This window comes from Saccharospirillum impatiens DSM 12546 (assembly GCF_000423605.1).
Taxonomy (GTDB): domain Bacteria; phylum Pseudomonadota; class Gammaproteobacteria; order Pseudomonadales; family Natronospirillaceae; genus Saccharospirillum; species Saccharospirillum impatiens.
In genome coordinates this window covers 187,688-208,840 of record NZ_AUIH01000004.1, presented here as the reverse complement: position 1 = coordinate 208,840, position 21,153 = coordinate 187,688, and the positions used below count along the sequence as shown (strand labels likewise).

The following is a 21,153-nucleotide window of genomic DNA, read 5'->3' as shown; positions in this document are numbered from 1 at the left end:
CTGTTTACCCTTGTTGAAAAAGGGGGTCTGTTTTTCCAAAACCCGGAAAGCAGACAGTGTGATTATTGCAGTACTCACGGCATCAATGACGTTAGCGTCATCGTTGTCGCCAGGGTGGTAATGTTCCGTATGTCGATTGTTGACGTGCCAATCAGTTTAGCCGACCTTTCAGCCAACCAAGCAATGAACCCAGCACCGGTACGTGGTCGAAGATCATCTGGTTGCTGTCAAAGTAGTCCTGATGGTGGGTGATTTTGTCGTCAAACGTCAGATAAGTGACCCCTGGTACCAGAATGGGCGCGCTGTTGTTGAGTTTCGGGTGACGAAACGTCATCTCCCAGCGCAACATGGCTTCGTTTTTCTGTTCCCACTGGGTGAGATACCGGAATGAAATTTCATCGACATTCCTGTACATGCCTTCGAAATAGCGCTGCAGGTTGTTCAGCCCTTCAATGCGATGCAGGGGGTCTGTGAACAGGATGTCCCGGTCATACAGATCGCCCAGCAAGCCGTCTTTCACGGTATCCCGGTTCAACCGGTTGTACACGTCTTGCATTTGCTCAAGCATGGAAAACTCCTAGAACGATAGCGGCGAGGTTAGAGATATAAGCTACTCGCTTTGAACTAACAGCTCGCAGCTCATAATTCAAAGCTTCTTAAACAACGTTAACGTTTCTGCACGTGCCCGTTTGTAATCAATCAGCGGCAACGAATACCCCTGATGCTTCGCCAGCGTTTGGCTGGGTTGATGAATGGCTGCTGCGTTGACGCTGGCCAGTTCGGGTACCCAGCGGCGAATGTAATCGCCTTTGGGGTCGAAGCGCTCTGACTGGGTGTGGGGGTTGAATATTCGAAAGTAGGGGGCCGCATCCACTCCGGTTGAGGCGCACCACTGCCAGCCGCCGTTGTTGCTGGCAAAATCAATGTCCAGCAGTTGCTGTGCAAACCAGCGCTCGCCCTGTCGCCAGTCAACTTTCAGTAACTTGACCAGGTACATGGCAACAATCATACGCACACGGTTGTGCATCCAGCCGGTTTGAGCGAGCTGGCGCATACCCGCGTCGACGATGGGTACCCCGGTCTGACCTTGTTGCCATCGCTGCAGCGCGGCATCATCCCGATTCCAGGGGAAGGCGTCCCAGCGCGGGTAAAACGGTTCATGACGGGCTAGGTCCGGTCGCCAGTAGAGCAGGTAGTGGTAAAATTCACGCCAGATCAGCTCCGACAGCCAGGTTTGCACGCCGGCGCTGTCAAACCGGGGGTGACTGAAGGCGCTGTGCATGCACTGGCGCAGGCTGATGGCGCCGTTGGCCAGAGCCGCAGACAGGCGCGACGTGCCTTCAACGGCGGGCAGGTCGCGATGGTCTTTGTAGTTGGGCATGGCCTCCGTGAAGTGGCTCAGATGCTCATGCGCTTCGTGTTCGTTCAGTGGCAACTCGGCGGTGCCGGTCCAATTGACCGCTGGGATATCCGGTATAGCCGTCAGTGCCGGCGCGACTGGGGAGGGTACCGGTAACGGCCTGGGCAGGGGCGTTTCAGCGTGCTGGCTCAGCCAGCGCTTCTTGAATGGTGTGAATACCCGATACATGTCACCCTGGCCGGTCAGCAGTGAGGCCGGATCGAACCCGACCCGGTCTTCGCCGATCCAGGTATCGATGCCCGCCGCTCGCGCCTGTTCGATTGTGTACTGGTCGCGCTGCACTTCATCCCAGCCAAATTCGCGGTGAAAGGCGAGGTGGCTGACGTTCTGGCTGCGGGCGTAGTCGATCAGCTGATCTACCCCGGCCAACCAGGTGTCTGCGTGCACAATGGTCAGGGGAATGCCCAGTTGGGCAAGATCCTGTGCAACGGTGGCCAGAGCCGAGCGAATACTGTATTGGCGAGCCAGGCCGTAGTCGTGTTGTTGCCATTGTTCCGGGGTCCACAGGAAGATGGCTTTTACGTCAGCACCGGGCGCCTTGCAGGCTTCGGTAAGGGCGCTGTGATCACTGACGCGCAAATCGTTTCGGAACCAGACTAAATGGGTCATTAAAAACTCTAGACTAAAGTTAGACGTTCCGTTGATACGCTGATCAGGATCAGTCGGTTCAAAAAGATTGTTGTCTCAAATCGGGTTTCTTAACCCGAGGGCCTCCGGGTAGGGGTTCAGGAAGGTTTGGTTCATCAGGTAGGGGAACTGATCGCCATGCAAAAAGGTGTAGTGTTTGAGCAGGGAGACCGGAACGATAAAGGGCACTTCACTGGCCTGGTACTGGTCAATCGAGTGTATCAGAGATGCCTTTTCCTTCTCGGACAACTGGTTTTTGAAATAGCCCATCACATGTTGCAGTACGTTAACGCGGTGGCCGCGCTTGGGAATGTTCGACAGCGCCGACATCAGTTCGACCAGGTAAGTCTGCCCAAAGGCTTCCCGGTCCTCAATGGCTTTCAGGTTCGAGAGCATTTGCCCCAAACGCTTGTAAGTTGGGTAGTCGTGCATCATCAGCAGGTACTTTTGCCGCGCGTGAAAATCAATCAGGTCTTTGGCGGTGCGCCAGGGTTGTCGGGTTCGCCAGTCGTGATAGACATAAACGCGTTGAACGAAATTCTCGACCAGATTCGGGTCGCTCAACCGGCCACTTTCTTCAAACGGCAGCGCCGGAGCGCGGCGTTGCAGCACTTCGGTGTAGAGCCCGCTGGCGATTTTCTCGGGAATCATGCTTGCGTTGTAAAGCTTTACCCGCTCCATACCGCAGCTTGGTGAGCCCTGCATCACGACGTAGCCGTCGAGTGCATCCAGTTCGGGCACGATGGTTTCGGCGTAATTCTGCAGCCGTTCGGTGTAATCGTCGGTTAGATTAACGGAGTCGACGGCTTTCGTGCCCTGATCAGTACTGATCAGCCGGATCGGATTGCGCGGTATGCCCATCCCGATGGCGACCTCAGGGCAGTAGGGCACGAAATCGGCGTATTGACCAAAGGTCTGGGTCAGCCAGCGATGGTGTTTGTGTCCGCCGTTAAAGCGGACTTCGTCGCCCAGCAAACAACTGCTGACGCCCAGTGTGAGTCGTGTCATTGCGTTCAGTAATCCTATCGGCTTCTGCGTGGCTGCGTGATCGACGTAATGGTCGGTCGTTACGCAGGCCGTGTCCAGCCCGGATCACTGCGCGCCAGCACGCAAGCTTTGCAACTGGGCCTGAAAGTCGTTTGCCAGAGTCGACAGAGTATCGCTGAGTGTCGTCGCTTGCTGACACTCAGTGGCGGTCTCTTCAGACAGGTTCCGGATCTGGATGATCAGCTCGGCCAGGGAGCCGGCAACACTGGTTTGCTCTTCGGCGGCGGTGGCGATTTGCTGATTTTTATCGTTAATGGTGGTGATGGCGGCCAGAATATCCGTCAGCTGTTGCTCCGCCTGGGTGATGTGTTCGCCGGTCGACCGGGTTTGGGTCAGGCCCGTCTCCATGGCCTGATTGCTGTTGCGGGCGCCGGTTTGAATGGTCTCTACAATGGCTCTGATTTCTACCGTCGATTGCTGGGTTTTTTGCGCCAGTTGGCGCACTTCATCGGCCACGACGGCAAAACCTCGCCCCTGGTCGCCCGCGCGGGCCGCTTCAATGGCGGCGTTCAGCGCCAGCAGGTTGGTTTGCTCGGCGATGCCCTGTATGACACTGAGCACTGATCCTACGTTTTCAGACTCCTGTGCCAGGCTGTTGATTAAACCTGCGGTCGTTTCGTTGTCTTTAGCCAGCTTGGCCATGGTGCTTTGGGCCGTGTGCATGGCCTGACTGCCTTGTTCGGCCAACTGCCCGGTATGGCGAGTGGAGTCGGCGGTATCGGCGGCATTGGCGGCCACTTCCCGTGAGGCGGCCTCCATTTGTTCAATGGCGGTCGCTACTTGCTGGCTAAGGTCGTGTTGCTGGGCTGTGGCGGAGGTGATCGAACCCGACATCACGTCGAGGCGACCGGTGGCATCGCGCAGGGCGTTGCTGTTGCGCTCCAGGTCAGTGACCATGTTTTGCAGGAACTGGCGCAAATAGTCGAGAGTCTGCCCCAGTTGGCCGAGTTCATCCTGTCGTTTCAGGGCAATGGGCTGGTCATAACGGCCATTGCGGATGTGGTTAACACCGTCAGTCAGGCCGTGAATGGGGCGGATAATGGCACTGCGTACAAAAAGAAAAATGGCAGCCAGAACGATCAGCGTCAGGACAACCGCTACCGCGACGGCGAGTTGGACCGTCTGGCTGGCGCTGGCTTGGGCGGCGGCATTGGCTTCAGCAGCGAGTCGTGACAACTCGTTGCCAAGGTCGGTCATCGCAGCCGATGGCGCCCGGTCTATGCCCGACACCGCCGCATCACCTGCGGTGTGGTCAAAGCCGCTGTTGATGAATGCCTGGCGGCCTTCGGCATAGGCAGTGGCCATGGTTTGGTGATCGGCAAGAAACCCGGTGGCGGTGGCTTGCAGTTCCGGGTAAGGCTCAAGTCCGGTTGCCAGCTCTGAGACCAGGGATCTGACCTGGTCGGATTGTTCGTTGAATGCTGTCCAGTAGCGGTCCATTCGCTCGCTGTCCTGGCCCCGCAGCAGAACATTCTTCCATTCCTGTACCTGAGTCTTGAATTCCAGATGAGCGGTATCGGCTTGTTTCTCCAGCTGTTTTACGCCCTGGGCAACGCCCACCAGGCGGTTAACGGACTGGTTCATGGAGAAGATGCCCGCGAAGGCGACTACGGCCATGGCCAGGATGCTGAGCATGATGCTCATGAGCAGACGAAATTGAATAGAACCTGATTTCACGGTGTGTTCTCCACGAGGAAACCCTGGGTGATTTGGGGCATTGACTGAATTTCCGGGCGCTTAAGGCGGCCCGACACGGCTGATAGTCGGGTTATCGACCCGTTCAATTAATACTGTAGCTCATGTGAGATTAGATCGTTTTCAGCCATACCCTTGAGTTTTTTTAAATCACAGGCATAATGCCGCGCTCTGCGTTAGGGTGGCTCTGCCGGTCCCCCCGCAACGAACGGTCGTAAACTCCGCCAGGCCCGGAAGGGAGCAACGGTAGCGACTTTCTCGTGTGCCGGGGTGCGGCTGGTGGAGCCGCCACCCAATATCCGTTTCCTGCAACTGCAACTGCAACTGGGCGCTGATGACAGCCTGGATAGCACGGTTATTCAGGGTTATCTGTATCTTGGCCGCTTGCTAACCTCTTGTTTTATCAGCTCTTTTTTTATTCTGGCAGCGCTGGGTGTTCCAAGTTAGGATACGGTTTCGTTTCTCCGGTTTCATGAGCCTTCATGTCTTATCAGGTATTGGCCCGTAAATGGCGACCCGCCACCTTTGAGCAAATGGTGGGGCAGGCCCACGTTTTAAAAGCGCTGGTTAATTCGCTCGATCAACAGCGGTTGCACCACGCGTATCTGTTCACCGGTACACGCGGGGTGGGCAAGACCACGATCGCCCGTTTGTTAGCCAAGAGCCTCAACTGCGAAGTGGGTGTCAGTTCCAAGCCCTGTGGTCAGTGTTCGGCGTGTACTGAAATTGCCGAAGGCCGGTTTGTTGATCTGATTGAAGTGGATGCGGCGTCGCGCACCCGGGTCGAAGACACTCGCGAGCTGCTTGAAAACGTCCAGTACGCGCCGACACGAGGCCGATACAAGGTATACCTGATCGACGAAGTACACATGCTGTCGGTCAGCAGTTTCAATGCTTTGCTGAAAACACTGGAAGAGCCACCACCGCACGTTAAGTTCCTGCTCGCCACGACGGATCCGCAAAAACTGCCGGTGACCGTGTTGTCGCGGTGCCTGCAATTCAATCTGAAAAACATGACTCGCGAGAGCATTGTCAGTTATCTGAACTCTATTTTGGGTCAGGAACAGGTGCCCTTTGACGAGCCGGCACTCTGGCTATTGGCAGAGGCCGCCAGCGGCAGTATGCGCGACGCCCTGAGTCTGACCGATCAGGCCATTGCCTATGGTGAGGGCGAACTGAACGAGACCGACGTGGCCACCATGCTAGGCACGGTCGACCTCAAGCGCGTGTTGCATCTGGTTAAAGGCCTGATCGAGAAAGACGCCGACAGTCTGATGCAACAGGTTGCTGGCATCGCCGAGCACGCGCCAGACTATCGCACCTTGCTGAATGAATTGCTCTCCACCTTGCATCGGGTGGCCATCGCTCAAGCCGCCCCGTCTGCACTAGACAACAGCAAGGGAGACCGCGAGGCCATTTCGGCGCTGGCCACTCAGGCACAGGCGGAAGATATCCATCTGTTTTACCAGATCGGTACGCTGGCTGCGAAAGACCTGGCGTTGGCGCCCAGCGAAAGGGCTGGCTTTGAAATGGCGCTGTTGCGGATGCTTGCGTTCAGCCCAAGTCCGGCTCGTAGCCTTGCAGACCTGCCCGCGCTGGAAAGCCGGGTCGCCGCGGAGGTGGGGGTTGAGCCCCCAAAGCAGGAATCCGGTCCGCAAGCGCCTGAGGAGCCGGATGCACCGTTAGCGCCTCAGCCCGAACGCCAGAGCGAACCCCATATGCCGGTTGTATCTGACGTTGAAGCGGGCGCTGTCGGCAACGAGCCACAGCCATTAGAGGCGGATGGCAATGGCAAGACCGAAGCAGTGCCCCCGGAGCCAGAGCAGACTGCTGCAACGACGGCAGAGCCTGAAACCAGGCCCGGATTGTCCGAGACAGAGGCACCGGCAGAAGAATCTGAAGCAGCCACACATGCCTCAACACCGGCACAGTCAGCCAGCCCTGCTGAGCAGGCCATGGGCACTGGCGCGCCTGATCAAGCCAGTGGCGAAGACGAGCTGGCGCCCTGGGAAGGTAGCGACGATGACGCCGACTGGGCGCCTGCGCCCCATGCCGTCGCCGACTTGCTGGCCGAACAACCCGCAACAGCCGAACCAGCAGCCGTGCCTGAACCGGTTGCAGAAAAGCCAACCCCAAAACCGGAGGAGACGGTGCCGGCTGAGCCGCAGAGCCCGGCGCCAGTCAGCGAAACCGAGGCGTCGCTCGTGGCCGACAGTCGTCAGTCTGTTGAGCCCAGCTCGCCGGTCGCGCATGACCCGAACCAGCTCATCCACCCGGAAACCAACCCGGCGCGCTGGCCAGACACTGACCGACAGGCCGATCCGGTGTTTTGGTGGCAGGTGACCTTGCATAAACTCGGGCTGTCGGGCATGACCAAAACACTCTTTGCGCATTCGACCTGGGCGGGTTTCGAGAACAGCCGTTTACAGCTGATTATCTCGGATAACTATCGAAAACTGATGAATGAGACCCATATTGAACGGTTGATGGCCGTGCTGGGGGATTTTTTGCCCGGTGTCACCGGGCTTGATTATCAGTTTGGGGTCGCCGAGAAAACTCCCCAGGCCTGGTTTGACCGGCTGCACAACGCGGCTTATGACATGGCGGTAGCCGCATTGCATCAGGATCCATTTGTGCAGTCGCTGGTATCCCGCTATGACGGAAATTTGCAGGCCGATACGGTGAAGGCTGCCTACAGTCCATTGCCGTCGACGCCCTGATTGAACACTGAGCGTTTTGAGCGGCAGACGATAGCCCGGCAAAAGCGCCAATAACCCAATCGATGATCTGCCATACTGAATTGGCTAGAGACTACAACTTTTACGACAGGAGCCTTGAGCGATGATGAAAGGTGGCATGGGAAACCTGATGAAACAGGCCCAGAAGATGCAGGAAGACATGAAGCGCATGCAGGAAGAAGTGGCGCGCGCCGAGGTAACCGGTGAGTCGGGTGCTGGCCTGGTTAAAGTCACCATGAATGGCCGGCACGATGTTAAGCAAGTATCGCTGGACGAATCGGTGATGCAGGAAGACAAAGAGATGCTGGAAGACCTGCTCGCCGCAGCGGTTAACGATGCTGTGCGCAAAGTGGAAGCCTTGAGCCAGGAACGAATGTCGTCGGCTACTGCCGGTATGCAGCTTCCCCCCGGCTTTAAAATGCCGTTCTGACGGACGAGGTCTGGCATGGCGTACAGCCCGCTTACCGAACAATTGATGGAAGCACTGCAAGTGTTGCCCGGTGTAGGCTCACGGTCAGCCGAGCGCATGACGCTGGCTCTGCTCGAGCGTGACCGGGAGGGGGCGCTGATGCTGTCGCAGGCCTTACAGCGAGCCCTCGATGGGGTCATGCACTGTGGCCAGTGCCGGGTACTGACGGAACAGGCGGTCTGTGACCTGTGCCAGGATAACGATCGTGACCACAGCCGGCTGTGTGTGGTGGAAACCCCGCAAGACCGCGAAGCGATCGAGGTGTCCGGTGGTTACCAGGGTGACTACTTTGTACTGCAGGGCCATTTATCGCCCATCGATGGCATCGGGCCGGAGGAGTTGGGCGTTCCCTTGTTGTTGGAGCGGCTAAATAGTGGGGCTATTGAAGAGGTCATTCTGGCGACGAATGCGTCGATGGAAGGGGAAGCCACTGCGCACTATCTGACCGAGCACATTCAACCGTTGAACGTCGCGGTATCGCGCATAGCGCGGGGGATTCCGGTCGGCTCTGAATTCGGACGCATCGACAGCCACAGCCTCTCGCAGGCCCTGCAAGATCGCAAAACACTGGGTTTTGAACATGATTGAACACTACCAATGGGTGGGCGACAACGACGCACTGCGCCAGGCTTGTCAGCGCTGGGAGGGGGCGCCGGTACTGGCTCTGGATACCGAGTTTGTCCGCACCGAAACTTTTTTCGCCAAACTGGGGCTGATTCAGGTCGGGCTCGACGGCGAGGTCTGGCTGATTGACCCGCTGGGCATTGATGATTGGCAGGGGTTTGCCGCCGTGTTGGAAAACCCGGCGATTATCAAGCTGTTTCATTCGCTGTCTGAAGACGCTGAAGTATTGTTTAACGGCACCGGTGCCCGGGTAGCGCCGGTATTTGATACTCAGATCGCGGCAGCACTGCTGGGGAATGACCTGCAAATGGGCTTTGCCAGAGCCGTTGAAGCGGAACTGGGGGAGGTCTTGCCCAAGGATGCGACCCGGTCCAACTGGCTGCTTCGCCCGCTGGCTGAAGAGCAATGCCAATACGCAGCCGCCGACGTTTACTGGCTGGAGAAACTGTATCAGCGCTTTGCGCTCCGGTTGCAGGAACAGAACCGGTTCGACTGGGTGTTGGAAGACAGCCAGCGTGCGGCGCTCGACAGTTTCCCGCCGACCCCGGAACAGTATTACCTGAAACTGCGCGGCGCCTGGAAGCTGAAAGGGGCCCGGCTGTATTGCTTGCAGCAGTTATCGCAATGGCGCGAGCAGCAGGCCCGGGAGCAGGATGTGAACCGCTCGCGCATTTTGTCGGATGCCGAGGTGATTCAGATTGCACAGGCAATGCCCACCCAGCGCAGCGCCGTGTCGGGTTTGAAAGGGCTGCATCCGCGCAAGGTTCGGCTCTACGCTGACCCGGTGGTAGATATTGTGCGGCGCTGCAATGATGCAAGCCGGGAATACTGGCCCGAACGCCTGGCCGGGCCCTTGCCCGCCGATCAGGCCGCCCTGTACAAGTCGGTTAAGGATCTGATTGCCGGCCTGGCGCAGGAGACGTCGATACCGGCTGAGGTGCTGGCCCGGCGTAAACCACTGGAGCAACTGGTGCGCAGCGGTTGTTACACCGGCGACTATGAGTGGCCCGACGTGATGACCGGCTGGCGCAAGCCATTGCTGGTGGATCCGTTGACCCGCCTGCTTGAGGAGCACCATCGTGAAGCCAACGACTGAACGGGTTTTGGCCAGTATTTACCGGTCTTCGGCTCGCCAGGATATGTACCTCTATGTATCGCGCCACGAGGGCCTTGCCCGGGTGCCCGAGCCGCTTCGCGAGCGCTTCGGCACGCCCATACCGGTAATGGACTTACTGTTAACGCCCACCCGGGCGCTGGCCAGGGTGAATGTAATTAAGGTCATGTCCGGCATTGTTGAGCAGGGCTATTACCTGCAGATGCCGCCACCCCGGGAAGAAGGCATGCTCGATCTGTACCGTGAACCAACCACACCGGTGTACCCCCTCTGATGGCTGCCCAACCCTTCTGGAAGCGAAAGACGCTGGCTCAAATGTCCACGCAGGAGTGGGAGTCACTCTGCGACGGATGCGCCAAATGTTGCCTGCAAAAGCTGGAGGATGAAGACAGCGGGGAGGTGTTCTACACCCGTGTCGTATGCCAGTATCTGTCAGACAATTGCCGCTGTACGGTTTATCAGGAGCGGCAACAGAAAGTGCCCAACTGCGTTTGGTTGAAACCGGAGGATGTAGACCAGTTTTTCTGGCTGCCAAGCACCTGTGCTTACCGGCTGATCGCCGAAGGGGAAGATCTGCCGGAGTGGCACCCTCTGATGGCCCAGGACAGCCAGCGGATTCATGCGGTCGATGCCTCTGTGCTGCATCTGGCGCCGGTGCGCGACAATGAAGTACCAGAAGAAGACTGGGAAGATTACATCATTGATAACGTGTAGGTTCAGAGCTTATTAGCGCTATTGACGGGTTCTATAAATGCAATGTGTGGAAGTTAACTGACTCATGATTTATCAAGACGTTTACTGGACTGCAGCCGTGGCTTACGGCCTGGGTGTGATTGGTTTTTGGCTGGTGGTGTGGCGAATAGGGCGGTTTCTGCCATGGCGACCGCTGCGCTGGTGGATTACCTGGATATACCTCTGCGTGGTGCTCACCCCCTGGCAAGGCACGGAACCGGAGCCCTATTATGCGCCGGCGATTATTGTGGCAGCTTTTGACTTTATGGATGTCGGTATGCAGGCCAGTCTGGCTATTGTGATGCCCATGCTGCAAGCGATGGTTGTGGGTACGCTGGCTATCGTGATTCTGGGCATCGTATTGCGGTTGCGCAGTATGAAACAGGCCGATGAGGCACCCCGGGAAGCGGGTTAAAGTGTAAAAGTACTGTCAGGTCTGTTATATCTACACGCCGTTTGATTGGCTGCCGGATATGTTCGGCGTCGTTCATGGATTCATGGTACCGCTGCCTGAGCCGATATGGCCGGGCAGGGGAATCCACAATAAATACCCGTAGTGGTGGTAAGGAGTAGGCATGGCCCTTCATATTTTCGTTCTGATTGCCGTAATGCTGATGTCGGGCGTTTTTGGTGGTCTGGTCAACTATTACATGTTGTCCCAATACGATCCGGATACCACCAGCCTGCCGCGCAGCCTGGTGGTTGGTATCGGGGCGGCTTTCCTGGTGCCTGTGGTGCTGGCGCTGGTCAACAGTGATCTGATTGCGCAGAGCCAGGATGATTCAAGTCGCTTTCTGATCTTTACCGGGTTCTGTCTGATCGCGGCCATCGCCAGCCGCTTCGTGGTAACCAGTGTCTCCGACAAGATTCTGGCCGAAGCCAGAACGGCGCGTCAGCAGGCAGACCGGGTGATGCATGAGCTCTATCTGGTTCAGGCTGAGATCAAGCCGTTGATCGAAGCGGAAACTGAGGATGACCAGCCGGTCCCATCCGAGTCGCTGACGCCGGATGAAGAGTTGGATGTCACAACCGCACAGGTATTGAAAACACTGGGTAACGGGCGCTACATTTTTCGATCGTTGCCGGGCCTGTGCGACGAAACCGAGGCCACTGAGGCCACCATGGTTAAAACGCTCGATATAATGGTCGCCCGGAACCTGGCGGGCCGCATCATGGGCAAACACGGTATGCGCTGGCACATAACCGAAGCGGGACGGCGCATGTTGGCCAGAATGGGCTGACGCCAGGAGGCTGATGGACTTTTGGCATGGCCCGTTGCTTGCAGTGTCAGTGTGATACGACACGCATCGGCGACCCAAACGGTAAAGAACGGCAACAAGTCGCCGATGATATAGCCATGAAAACCTTTGGATGACAGCTATGCTGGGACAGTCTGGTCGGCCACGCCTTACCCGTGCCGGTGTGTGTGCAATATTGGTGGGTGCGGCAGTAGCATTGATGGCGCCAGCCTGGGCCGAGACGCCCTCTGAAGCGGCGGCCAGTGACGTCCGCATTCTGATCGATATTTCTGGCAGCATGCGCGACACCGACCCCCAAAATCGCCGGACACCGGCGATTAATCTGTTGATCGACGCTATTCCCGGTGACGCTACGGCTGGCATCTGGAGTTTTGGTCGTTACGTGAACCTACTGGTCCCCCATGACCCGGTCAACGCCCAGTGGCGTGCCCAGGCGCGCACCCGGGTGGCTGAGTTGCGGGCCATCGCCCAGCGTACCAACCTGGGTGCCGCACTTGACGATGCCGCTTACGACTTTGGTTTTTCAACCTACAGCCCGCCAACCGATGTCATTCTGATTACCGATGGTCAGGTTGATATTGCCCCCAATTCCGACGTAAACCGGGTAGAACGCGACCGGATTCTTGATACGGTGATTCCCCGGTTTGCCGCCGCTGGCGCTCGCATTCACACGCTGGCGCTTGGCAGTGCGGCAGATGCAGGCTTGCTGGAGCAGATGGCGAATCAAACCGGCGGTGTGTTTGCTGAAGTCCAGCAGCCGTCGGAAATGCAGTCTTTCATCATTAGAGTGCTGAACTCGGTTCGCCCCGGTAATGAATTGCCGTTTGACGGTCGGGAATTCAGGGTTGACGCCCAGGTTACCGAACTGACGGCCCTGGTAATGCATGACGATGGGCAGGTCGAGCTGCGCCAGCCCAATGGCACCCTGAATTCAGTGTCGTCGCCCGGATCACAGCGCTGGCAGGCCGGGCAGGGGTATACACTGATCAGCATCGACACCCCCCCGGCCGGGCGCTGGGAAGTGCTGGGTGACATCAACGATGACAGCAGCATTCAGGTAGTCTCGGATGTCAATCTGTACTGGACCCAGCCCTCGGGTTCGGTGGTTCTGCAAGATCAGCCCCTCATTCTTGAGCTGGGCGTTGCCGATGCCAGTGGCGACGTTGTTCCCGATGCATTGATCAACGTCATGACCCCGACCCTGCGCATCAATGGTAGCCAGGTCGATGGCTTACGCTGGGATGGCCGACAACTGCGGGCCCAGGTTCCCAATACCTACGCTGATGCTGACATTCAACTTGAAGTCACGCTCGATGGCGGTACATTCCAGCGCCAAATCCGCAAAACCGTGGTCAATCGGCCCGCCTTGCTTTCGGAGCTGCTGGTGACCGATGCGGGAATTCAATGGCGGCTATACCCGGCCGACCGTGGGCTGATGTTTGAACAGGTGAGCCTGCAAGCCATGATTGAGGGGCCCGTGACTCAAAATCAGGGCTTTCAAACGCACGCCAGCGGGTATTTTTATATGAATCTACCCGCAGACCTGCCTGAGGGTGACTATAGGCTGACATTGACCGGCGACGCGGATGTCAACGAGCGGCGAGTGTCTCAGTTCGGAGTCGCACCGATTGATCTGTCTCTGCCACTGCCGGCAGACTGGCCCCGGATTCTAAACCCGGAGGCAATGCCGGCAGAACCCACTATGATGCCTGAGCCTGAGCCCGAAGCAGATTTTGTCAAAGAGCCGATGCCCGAGTTTGAAGAGTTGAGTGTTCAGACACCGGTGAGCATCGATCAGCCGGACGCTGAACCTGTGTCAGAACCCTTGCCGCAGAGCGACCCAACTCCCTGGCTTCGATACCTGTTGCTCAGTGTGCCGGGGCTGTTGATTTTACTCGCTTTCTTTTTGGTCTACCGTCGACTCGACCGTCGCAGCAAGGGTGAAACAGAGGATCTCCTGGCCGAAGACCGCGGACTGGCTGATGTAGGGATGAACGAACTTAATGACCTGGAACTGAGCGCGGATCTGGACGATCCCAGTCTTGATTCGGGAGTCGGCGATGGTCGCGATGGCCAGGCGGATGAGCAGGATGCACCGGTCGTCGACGATGTATTCGAGGATGACGTGCCCGAACCATCGCCGCCCGAGCGGACCGAAGCCCCTCGGGTCAGTATGGAAGACAGTCTGGACACCCGAGCACTGGATGAAGACGTGTGGGGAGAGCTGGACAGCGAACCCGACCCGCTGGACGATCTGGATGCCGGAGATGACGACGACCTGTTCGACATCAGCAATCTGGAAGATGGCCTGTCTGACCTGGAGAACTTGAACCTCGATGAAGACGACCCGTTCAGTGACGACAATGATGACCCTCCCAGCCGTTGAGCGCCTGCAACTCTGCAATTTGAACATCGGTCTAGGCTATTTACTCACAGATAGCCTTTTCTCTGTGCGCTTTATTCATTAAAGAGTTGAATTCTGCTCGGTAAAAAAGAGACAATCGGCTCACGAAATAAAACAAACGTTTGAATGAAGTGTGCCTGAAGACCATTCCAGTTCAGGCAACGGTGTGCTTGGCCAAACGTTACCTGCATCGATTTACAATAAGAACGAGAGGAGTGTCCATGAGCGACGTATACACCCATACGCAATACCCAGGCGGTATGAAAGCCACGGTTGACCCGGAAGCCTTTGACACCGTGCTCGATCTGTTCGACCAGAAAACCAAGGAATTTGCCGACAAGCCCGCTTATACCTGCATGGGTCAGACGCTTACCTATGCCGACATCGATCGTTTGTCGGGTAACTTTGCCGCCTATCTTCAAAATGAGACGGACTTGCAGCCCGGTGATCGCATTGCGGTGCAATTGCCCAACATCCTGCAGTATCCGATCGCTGTATTTGGCGCCCTGCGCGCTGGTTTGATTGTTGTTAACACCAACCCGCTGTATACCGACCGCGAGCTTGAGCACCAGATGAATGACTCTGGTGCCAAAGCACTGGTGGTGTATGCCGGTATGGCCGCCCAGGCGATTCGGGTACAACCCAAGACGCCACTCAATCGCATTATTGTCACCGAAATCGCTGACCTGCACCCGGGTCTGAAGCGGGTTCTGGTCAATACCGTGGTCAAGAAGGTCAAGAAAATGGTGCCGGCTTACGACACCAGCAAAGTAGGCACCTTCCGTGATGCGTTAAAAAAAGGCAGCACCAAAACTTACAAGCGCACGGCCACGCCCCATGATGAAACCATTATTCTGCAGTACACCGGTGGCACCACCGGTGTAGCCAAAGGCGCGATGCTGACTAACCGCAACCTGATTGCGAACATGCTGCAGTGTTATGAGTTCTTCAAGCTGACGCTGAAAGATGGACAGGAAACCTTCGTTGCGCCGTTGCCGCTGTACCACATCTATGCGTTTACGGTGAACTGCATGACCATCATGCTAACCGGCAACCACAACTTGTTGATTCCCAACCCGCGCGATATTCCCGGCTTCGTCAAAGAACTGGGCAAGCACCGGTTCACCGGATTCGCCGGCTTGAACACGCTGTTTGTAGCGTTGATGAACAACGAAGACTTCAAGAAAGTGGATTTCAGTGCCCTGAAACTGACCATTTCCGGCGGCATGGCGCTGACGAAAGCAGCAGCTGAGCGCTGGGAGGAAGTGACCGGCTGCCCGATCTCGGAAGGCTATGGCATGACTGAATCGTCTCCGGTGATTTCGTTTAACCCGGCGGGTTATCAGCAATTGGGTACCATTGGTATTCCGGCGCCCAATACCGAGGTTCGGATTGCAAATGACGATGGCAAGTTGCTTGGCTTCGACGAGGCGGGCGAACTGCAAGTGCGCGGGCCGCAGGTGATGAAAGGTTACTGGAACCGTCCGGACGACACTGCCAAAACCATCGATGAAGACGGCTTCCTGAAAACCGGCGATATTGCTGTCTTGCAGAAAGATGGCTATTTGAAAATCGTTGATCGCAAGAAAGACATGATTGTGGTCTCTGGTTTTAACGTTTACCCGAATGAAATCGAAGACGTACTGACGCGTCATCCGAAAGTGGTCGAGTGTGCTGCTGTTGGAGTGCCGAGCGAGAAAACCGGTGAAGCGGTTAAAGTCTTTGTGGTCACGAACGGACCGGTTGAGGAAAAAGAGCTGTCGGATTTTTGTCGTGAAAGCCTGACTGGTTACAAGGTACCCAAGCAGTTTGTGTTCCGCGATGAATTGCCCAAGACCAACGTGGGCAAGGTGCTGCGCCGGGAGTTGAGGGACAGCGACAGTTAAGCCTGAGTTTGCATGAAGGAATTGGAGTAGAACCCTCTCCCCAGCCCTCTCCCGTGGGACGGGAGAGGGAGCGATTGGTTGGTTGAATTTTGCCATCGCCAGTCGCTCGCGGCATCGCGCCCAGCAGTCCTCTCTCCTCCATTGGGGGAGAGAGCATTTCACTGGTTGAACGATGGGTAAATTTAAGATGCCACCTTTGATCCCTTCGGCAGGATGCCTATAATGCCGTCCCTTTTGGCAGACAGGTCATGGCATGCCGTCCAGTGCAGTATCAAACACGGAACTTACTCCCGATCTGGTTCTTCAGAGCCTGTCGCAGTGTCTTGTCCGTGACCGGCATTATCTGATACAACGCTGCAAAACCTGGCGTCAGCAACTCAAAAAAGGGGAGGCGTCGCCTTCCCTGGTTGTCGCCATCGAGAAAGCCTTTGCCCGTTCCCGTGAAGGGTTTGCGGCTCGTGAGCGGCGCGTCCCCGAGATCCGTCTGAACGAAACCCTGCCTGTCTCCGAACGTGCGGACGACATTCGTGACGCTATTGCCAAACACCAGGTCGTGGTGATCGCCGGTGAAACCGGTTCCGGTAAGACCACGCAAATTCCCAAGTTGTGTTTGCAAGCAGGCCTGGGCCGTGCCGGTATGATCGGCCATACCCAGCCTCGTCGACTGGCTGCACGTTCGGTTGCAGACCGGATTTCGGAAGAATTGAACGTCGAGCTCGGACAGCAGGTAGGCTATCAGGTCCGATTTACCGATCAATCCAATGACGACACGCTGATCAAACTGATGACCGATGGCATCCTGTTGAATGACATTCAACAGGACCCGTTTCTCAATAAGTACGATACCCTGATCATTGACGAAGCCCACGAACGCAGCCTGAACATCGATTTTTTGCTGGGCTATCTCAAGCAGTTGCTGCCACGTCGCCCGGACCTGAAGCTGATCATTACGTCAGCGACCATTGATGTCGATCGGTTTTCAGCGCATTTTGACAAGGCCCCGGTCATTGAAGTTGCCGGGCGTAGCTACCCGGTCGAGCATCTGTACCGGCCGATGAGCCCCGATGAAGACGATTATGCGTCAGACTTGCCCGGGGCTGTGCTCAATGCCATCGAGGAAATAGAGCAACGCGAGCGCGCGGGTCAGACGGCTAACAGCGGGGGTGATGTCCTGGTGTTTTTGCCCGGTGAACGGGAAATCCGCGAGACCTTCAATACGCTCAAGCGCGCTCAACTGCGCCATACTGAGTTATTGCCTTTATACGCGCGTTTAAGCGCCAGCGAGCAACAACGCATTTTCGCCAGCCACAGTGGGCGACGCATCGTGTTGTCGACCAACGTTGCTGAAACGTCGTTGACGGTGCCGGGCATTCATTATGTGATCGACAGTGGCCTGGTGCGCATCAGCCGCTACAGTTACCGCTCCAAGATCCAGCGCTTACCGATCGAACCCATCTCCCAGGCGTCGGCCAATCAGCGGGCAGGGCGGTGCGGTCGTATCGCACCCGGGCTCTGTGTTCGGCTTTTTGATGAAGAAGAGTTTCAGCAGCGCCCGCCCTTTACCGACCCTGAAATTTTGCGCACTAACCTGGCCTCGGTCATTCTGCAGATGTTGCATATGCGCCTGGGCAAGGTCGAAGACTTCCCGTTTCTGGAACCCCCAGACAGCCGGATGATTCGGGACGGGTACACCTTGTTGACCGAGCTGGCTGCGGTGACCGATCAGGGGCATTTGACGCCGTTGGGCAAAGAGCTGGCTCGTTTGCCGGTTGATCCGCGCCTGGGGCGGATGGTGATTGAAGCCAATCGCCAGAAGTCGCTGAGTGAAGTGCTGGTGATCGCTGCCGCCCTGTCGATTCCCGACCCGCGCGAACGCCCGCAGGAAAAGCAACAGGCCGCTGCAGAAAAGCACGCTCAGGATAAAGACAAGGACTCCGACTTCCTCGCCTTCTGGAATCTGTGGCAGCGTTATGAACAAGAGCGTCAGACACTCAGCCAGGGGCAGTTGCGTAAATTCTGTAAGGCGCAGTTTCTGAACTACCTGCGCATGCGTGAATGGCGTGATATTCACCGTCAGTTGCATCTGTTGGCCAAATCACTCGGCTTTCGCCTGAACGATCAAACCGCCAGTTATGAGCAGGTGCACAAAGCACTGGCGTCAGGGCTGCTGTCGCAGATTGCGAACTACAAGGAAGACAAACTGTATACCGCCGCCCGGGGTCGCCAGTGCCGGGTTCACCCGTCATCGGCGTTGTCACGCAAGGGCCCCAAGTGGCTGGTGGCGGCTGAGCTGGTGGAAACCACTCAGGTGTTCGCGCGCACGGTCGCCCGCATAGAACCGGCCTGGCTGGAGCCGCTGGCGATGCATCTGGTCAAGCGCAATTACAGCGACCCGCACTGGGAGAAGAAGCGCGGCCAGGTAGTCGCCAAAGAGACGCTGATGCTCTACGGGCTGCCCATCGTGGCGCAACGGCCGGTGCATTTTGGGGCCATCGACGCGCCACTGGCGCGCGATATATTCATTCGCTCGGCCCTGGTGGAAGGTGAGTTTCAGACCAAAGCGGCGTTCTTTCAACGCAACCGGGCCATGCTGGCTGAAGTGACGGGTTTGGAAGATAAGGCACGCCGTCGCGATATCCTGGTTGATGATGATCAGTTGGTGGCGTTTTACGACCAGCGCATCCCGGGCGATATTGTCAACGCCGCTGGTTTTCATGCCTGGCTCAAGCAGCAGCCCAAAGACGCGCTCGACCTGACCCCTGAGGCCCTGATGCAGCATTCTGCGGATCAGGTAACTGTTCAGCAATATCCGGATTTCATTACCGTGGGCCGCATGAAGTTGCCATTGAAGTACCAGTTTGAGCCGGGCACAGAGGCCGATGGCGTGACCATGACGGTACCGGCCGGTGCTTTGGCTCAGTTGCCAGCCGGTCGGCTGGACTGGCTGGTGCCAGGCATGCTGCGCGACAAGATCATTGCGCTGATCAAGGCATTACCCAAATCTTACCGGCGGAACTTTGTGCCGGTACCGGATTTTGCCGATGCTCTGATGAACAGCCTGGCACCAGACGATACGCCGCTGACCAAAGCCGTTACCGAGCGCCTGTTCCGTATGACCGGCATTCGCGTGCCAGAGAACGAATGGCAACCGGATAAGCTCGACGCTCACCACCGCTTTCGCTTCAACGTGGTGGATGATGCAGGCAAGATCGTGGCGTCGGGTCGTGATCTTGATGCCCTGAAGTCGCCAGCGAATGCCCAGGCTGCCAAAGACCGGACGAGGGCCTCGGGAGCCAGCGAGGAAGCGAAAGGCCCGGCGCACTTCACCGATTGGTCTTTTTCCGACTTGCCTGAAGTAGAGCACCGCATACAGGCGGGTATTCACATTGATGTGTTCCCGGCACTGGTCGACAAGGTGAATGCGGTTGCGGTCGAGTCCTTTACGCAACAACCCTGGGCTGAACAGCAGCATCGTCAGGGCCTGTTGCGCCTGGCCTGGTTTGAGTTCGAACAACCTCTGGCCTACCTGGCCAAACGGCTACCTGCATTCAAGGAAAGCGCCTTGCTGTTCGCACCTTATGGCAAAGCCGAGCCACTGCGCCAGGATATACTGCGGGCGACGTTGTTGCGGACTCTGGACCGGGGCGGGAAGCTGCCGCGCACCCGCGCGGAATTTACCCTCTGGCTTGAAGCCGGACGCGGTGATCTGGTCGAGCAGGGGGAGCAGCTGGCGCGGCAGGTACACGACGTATTGCATCGCCACCATCAGGTACGTAAACAATTGAAAGGGCGCGTGACCTTTGCCACGGCCTTCCTATACGCTGACGTTGCAACGCAGCTTGATCAACTGGTTTATCCGGGCTTTGTCAGTGCGACACCGGGCGAGTGGTTTGCCGAACTGCCCAGGTATCTGGACGGTGCGGATCGACGCCTGAACCGGGCGGGTGGCATTCCTGCCCGGGAGCAATTCTGGGTCGATGAGCTGGCCGGTTTCTGGCAGCGCTATCAGAGCAAACAGCGCACATTGGCCGAACAACAGATGGTCAGCCCAGCATTGACAGAGTTTCGCTGGTTGCTGGAGGAGTACCGGGTCTCGTTGTTTGCACAAACACTGGGCACTCGGGTGCCGGTCTCGGCTAAACGACTGGAAAAACAATGGCAACAGGTTCTCGCTGAATGAAACAGGGTATCAAGGAATACCGGCTGAAAGTGCCGACCTGGCAGGGCGGCCAATTGTTTGTTCGTCAGTTTTTGCCGGAAAAGCCTCAGGCGTTGGTGGTGTTGCTGCATGGCCTTGGCAACAAGGGCGATGTTTTTTGCCACCAGGGTCACGGGCTGGCCCAATACCTGGCTGATATGGGCTTTCACTGCCTGGTGCCGGATCTGATTGGCCACGGTCAAAGCTGGCCAAACCTCAGCCGAAGGCTTGACCATGACGCCAATCTGATCATTCGCGAAGACCTGCCCAGGCTGATGGCGGAAGCCCGTCGCCAGGCAGATGGCTTGCCGATCTTTCTGGTGGGTCAGGGCTTTGGTGGTGTTTTGCTGGCCTCGGCTTATGCTCGCGAGCCGGGCGTCCGTCCCGGTGTGCTGGGCATGATTCATCTGGGTACACGCCGCAATGCCACCCTGGGTGGCATCCGCCATTCGACTCTCGGCCGTTTGGTCACAGACTCTGTGTTGCCAGCCCTGGGCGCTGTAAAAGGTGCGGTTCCGATGCGCTGGCTTGGCAAAGGGCCCGAGCCCGAATACCTGACGCTGTACCGGGATTTTCTGCGCTGGTCGAACGGGCCCTGGGTAGCAAACGACGACAGTGGTTTCGACTATTCAGCCGCTGCGCAACACCTCGACTGGCCACCCAGCCTTTACCTGGCCAGGCGCAATGGTGGCTACACCGATCACGTTGCCGACGTGCGAGAATTCATGCGCGAGTTGGGCACCCACAACGGCCGACTCTGGGTGTTGGGCAAACGTGATGGCAACTTGCGCAATTACAGCGCCCAATCAATGCTGATTAACGACGATGCCTGGGTCGATCACTTTCCGGTCCTGCTTGACTGGATCAACGAACGCCTGCGCCAACTCCCCAAGGGCCTGAGAATCCGTCACCTTGTGTCGGTGGATAGCTCCGGTTAGGG

17 protein-coding genes and 1 other RNA gene are annotated in these 21,153 nt (G+C 57.3%); 14 read left to right on the top strand and 4 right to left on the bottom strand.

Translation table 11 applies throughout. From position 1 onward, the window contains the following. Positions 1 to 151: 151 nt before the first annotated feature. The 4 genes from G565_RS0104545 to G565_RS22965 form a co-directional block, all read right to left on the bottom strand. A complete protein-coding gene (locus G565_RS0104545; RefSeq protein ID WP_028669894.1) occupies positions 152 to 568 on the bottom strand; it encodes a nuclear transport factor 2 family protein in 417 nt (138 codons plus the stop codon). Positions 569 to 646: 78 nt separating this feature from the next. Then, complete coding sequence (locus G565_RS0104540; protein WP_028669893.1) at positions 647 to 2,029, bottom strand: cryptochrome/photolyase family protein; 1,383 nt, start codon at positions 2,027 to 2,029, stop codon at positions 647 to 649. 75 nt (positions 2,030 to 2,104) lie between these two features. Next, complete coding sequence (locus G565_RS0104535; protein ID WP_028669892.1) at positions 2,105 to 3,055, bottom strand: YbgA family protein; 951 nt, start codon at positions 3,053 to 3,055, stop codon at positions 2,105 to 2,107. 84 nt (positions 3,056 to 3,139) lie between these two features. Beyond that, positions 3,140 to 4,771, bottom strand: a complete 1,632-nt coding sequence (locus G565_RS22965) for a methyl-accepting chemotaxis protein (RefSeq protein WP_157600000.1) — start codon at positions 4,769 to 4,771, stop codon at positions 3,140 to 3,142. A 206-nt stretch (positions 4,772 to 4,977) separates the two neighbouring features. On the opposite strand from G565_RS22965, the gene ffs reads away from it, so the two are divergent. From ffs to G565_RS0104465, 14 genes are all read left to right on the top strand, one after another. Further along, an RNA gene (ffs, locus tag G565_RS26295) (signal recognition particle sRNA small type) lies at positions 4,978 to 5,074 on the top strand. Next, a complete protein-coding gene (locus G565_RS26710; RefSeq protein ID WP_157599999.1) occupies positions 5,069 to 5,236 on the top strand; it encodes a hypothetical protein in 168 nt (55 codons plus the stop codon). Before ffs ends, G565_RS26710 begins: the two co-directional genes overlap by 6 nt. 35 nt (positions 5,237 to 5,271) lie before the next feature. Next, positions 5,272 to 7,509 (top strand): DNA polymerase III subunit gamma/tau, encoded by a 2,238-nt coding sequence (gene dnaX, locus G565_RS0104520; protein WP_028669891.1) that lies wholly within the window; start codon positions 5,272 to 5,274, stop codon positions 7,507 to 7,509. A 121-nt stretch (positions 7,510 to 7,630) separates the two neighbouring features. After that, complete coding sequence (locus G565_RS0104515) at positions 7,631 to 7,957, top strand: YbaB/EbfC family nucleoid-associated protein (RefSeq protein ID WP_028669890.1); 327 nt, start codon at positions 7,631 to 7,633, stop codon at positions 7,955 to 7,957. Positions 7,958 to 7,972: 15 nt separating this feature from the next. Continuing rightward, entirely contained in the window at positions 7,973 to 8,584 is a 612-nt protein-coding gene (recR, locus tag G565_RS0104510) for a recombination mediator RecR (protein ID WP_028669889.1), read from the top strand. Then, complete coding sequence (rnd, locus tag G565_RS0104505; protein ID WP_028669888.1) at positions 8,577 to 9,716, top strand: ribonuclease D; 1,140 nt, start codon at positions 8,577 to 8,579, stop codon at positions 9,714 to 9,716. The genes recR and rnd overlap by 8 nt, the downstream gene beginning before the upstream one ends. Continuing rightward, positions 9,700 to 10,008, top strand: a complete 309-nt coding sequence (locus tag G565_RS0104500; RefSeq protein ID WP_037337663.1) for a YcgL domain-containing protein — start codon at positions 9,700 to 9,702, stop codon at positions 10,006 to 10,008. Before rnd ends, G565_RS0104500 begins: the two co-directional genes overlap by 17 nt. Next, on the top strand, positions 10,008 to 10,448 hold the full coding sequence (locus tag G565_RS0104495) for a YcgN family cysteine cluster protein (RefSeq protein ID WP_028669886.1): 441 nt from the start codon (positions 10,008 to 10,010) through the stop codon (positions 10,446 to 10,448). The genes G565_RS0104500 and G565_RS0104495 overlap by 1 nt, the downstream gene beginning before the upstream one ends. 64 nt (positions 10,449 to 10,512) lie before the next feature. Next, positions 10,513 to 10,881, top strand: coding sequence for a hypothetical protein (locus G565_RS0104490; protein ID WP_028669885.1), 369 nt, complete (start codon positions 10,513 to 10,515; stop codon positions 10,879 to 10,881). Between the two features lie 160 nt (positions 10,882 to 11,041). Beyond that, complete coding sequence (locus tag G565_RS0104485) at positions 11,042 to 11,707, top strand: YEATS-associated helix-containing protein (RefSeq protein ID WP_028669884.1); 666 nt, start codon at positions 11,042 to 11,044, stop codon at positions 11,705 to 11,707. A 139-nt stretch (positions 11,708 to 11,846) separates the two neighbouring features. Then, complete coding sequence (locus tag G565_RS0104480) at positions 11,847 to 14,111, top strand: VWA domain-containing protein (protein WP_028669883.1); 2,265 nt, start codon at positions 11,847 to 11,849, stop codon at positions 14,109 to 14,111. Positions 14,112 to 14,350: 239 nt separating this feature from the next. Continuing rightward, positions 14,351 to 16,015 carry an AMP-binding protein gene (locus G565_RS0104475; RefSeq protein ID WP_028669882.1) on the top strand — a complete coding sequence of 555 codons (1,665 nt, stop codon included), beginning with the start codon at positions 14,351 to 14,353 and terminating at the stop codon, positions 16,013 to 16,015. A 253-nt stretch (positions 16,016 to 16,268) separates the two neighbouring features. After that, positions 16,269 to 20,195 (top strand): ATP-dependent RNA helicase HrpA, encoded by a 3,927-nt coding sequence (hrpA, locus tag G565_RS0104470; protein WP_037337660.1) that lies wholly within the window; start codon positions 16,269 to 16,271, stop codon positions 20,193 to 20,195. Then, positions 20,192 to 21,151: an alpha/beta fold hydrolase gene (locus G565_RS0104465; RefSeq protein WP_028669880.1), complete on the top strand. Its 960-nt coding sequence runs from the start codon at positions 20,192 to 20,194 to the stop codon at positions 21,149 to 21,151. The genes hrpA and G565_RS0104465 overlap by 4 nt, the downstream gene beginning before the upstream one ends. Positions 21,152 to 21,153 lie beyond the last annotated feature (2 nt).

Coding starts and splice junctions, on each gene's coding strand:
- G565_RS0104545 (WP_028669894.1), bottom strand. CDS start 568: ATGCTTGAGCAAATGCAAGACGTGTACAACCGGTTGAACCGGGATACC.
- G565_RS0104540 (WP_028669893.1), bottom strand. CDS start 2,029: ATGACCCATTTAGTCTGGTTCCGAAACGATTTGCGCGTCAGTGATCAC.
- G565_RS0104535 (WP_028669892.1), bottom strand. CDS start 3,055: ATGACACGACTCACACTGGGCGTCAGCAGTTGTTTGCTGGGCGACGAA.
- dnaX (WP_028669891.1), top strand. CDS start 5,272: ATGTCTTATCAGGTATTGGCCCGTAAATGGCGACCCGCCACCTTTGAG.
- G565_RS0104515 (WP_028669890.1), top strand. CDS start 7,631: ATGATGAAAGGTGGCATGGGAAACCTGATGAAACAGGCCCAGAAGATG.
- recR (WP_028669889.1), top strand. CDS start 7,973: ATGGCGTACAGCCCGCTTACCGAACAATTGATGGAAGCACTGCAAGTG.
- rnd (WP_028669888.1), top strand. CDS start 8,577: ATGATTGAACACTACCAATGGGTGGGCGACAACGACGCACTGCGCCAG.
- G565_RS0104495 (WP_028669886.1), top strand. CDS start 10,008: ATGGCTGCCCAACCCTTCTGGAAGCGAAAGACGCTGGCTCAAATGTCC.
- G565_RS0104490 (WP_028669885.1), top strand. CDS start 10,513: ATGATTTATCAAGACGTTTACTGGACTGCAGCCGTGGCTTACGGCCTG.
- G565_RS0104485 (WP_028669884.1), top strand. CDS start 11,042: ATGGCCCTTCATATTTTCGTTCTGATTGCCGTAATGCTGATGTCGGGC.
- G565_RS0104480 (WP_028669883.1), top strand. CDS start 11,847: ATGCTGGGACAGTCTGGTCGGCCACGCCTTACCCGTGCCGGTGTGTGT.
- G565_RS0104475 (WP_028669882.1), top strand. CDS start 14,351: ATGAGCGACGTATACACCCATACGCAATACCCAGGCGGTATGAAAGCC.
- hrpA (WP_037337660.1), top strand. CDS start 16,269: ATGCCGTCCAGTGCAGTATCAAACACGGAACTTACTCCCGATCTGGTT.
- G565_RS0104465 (WP_028669880.1), top strand. CDS start 20,192: ATGAAACAGGGTATCAAGGAATACCGGCTGAAAGTGCCGACCTGGCAG.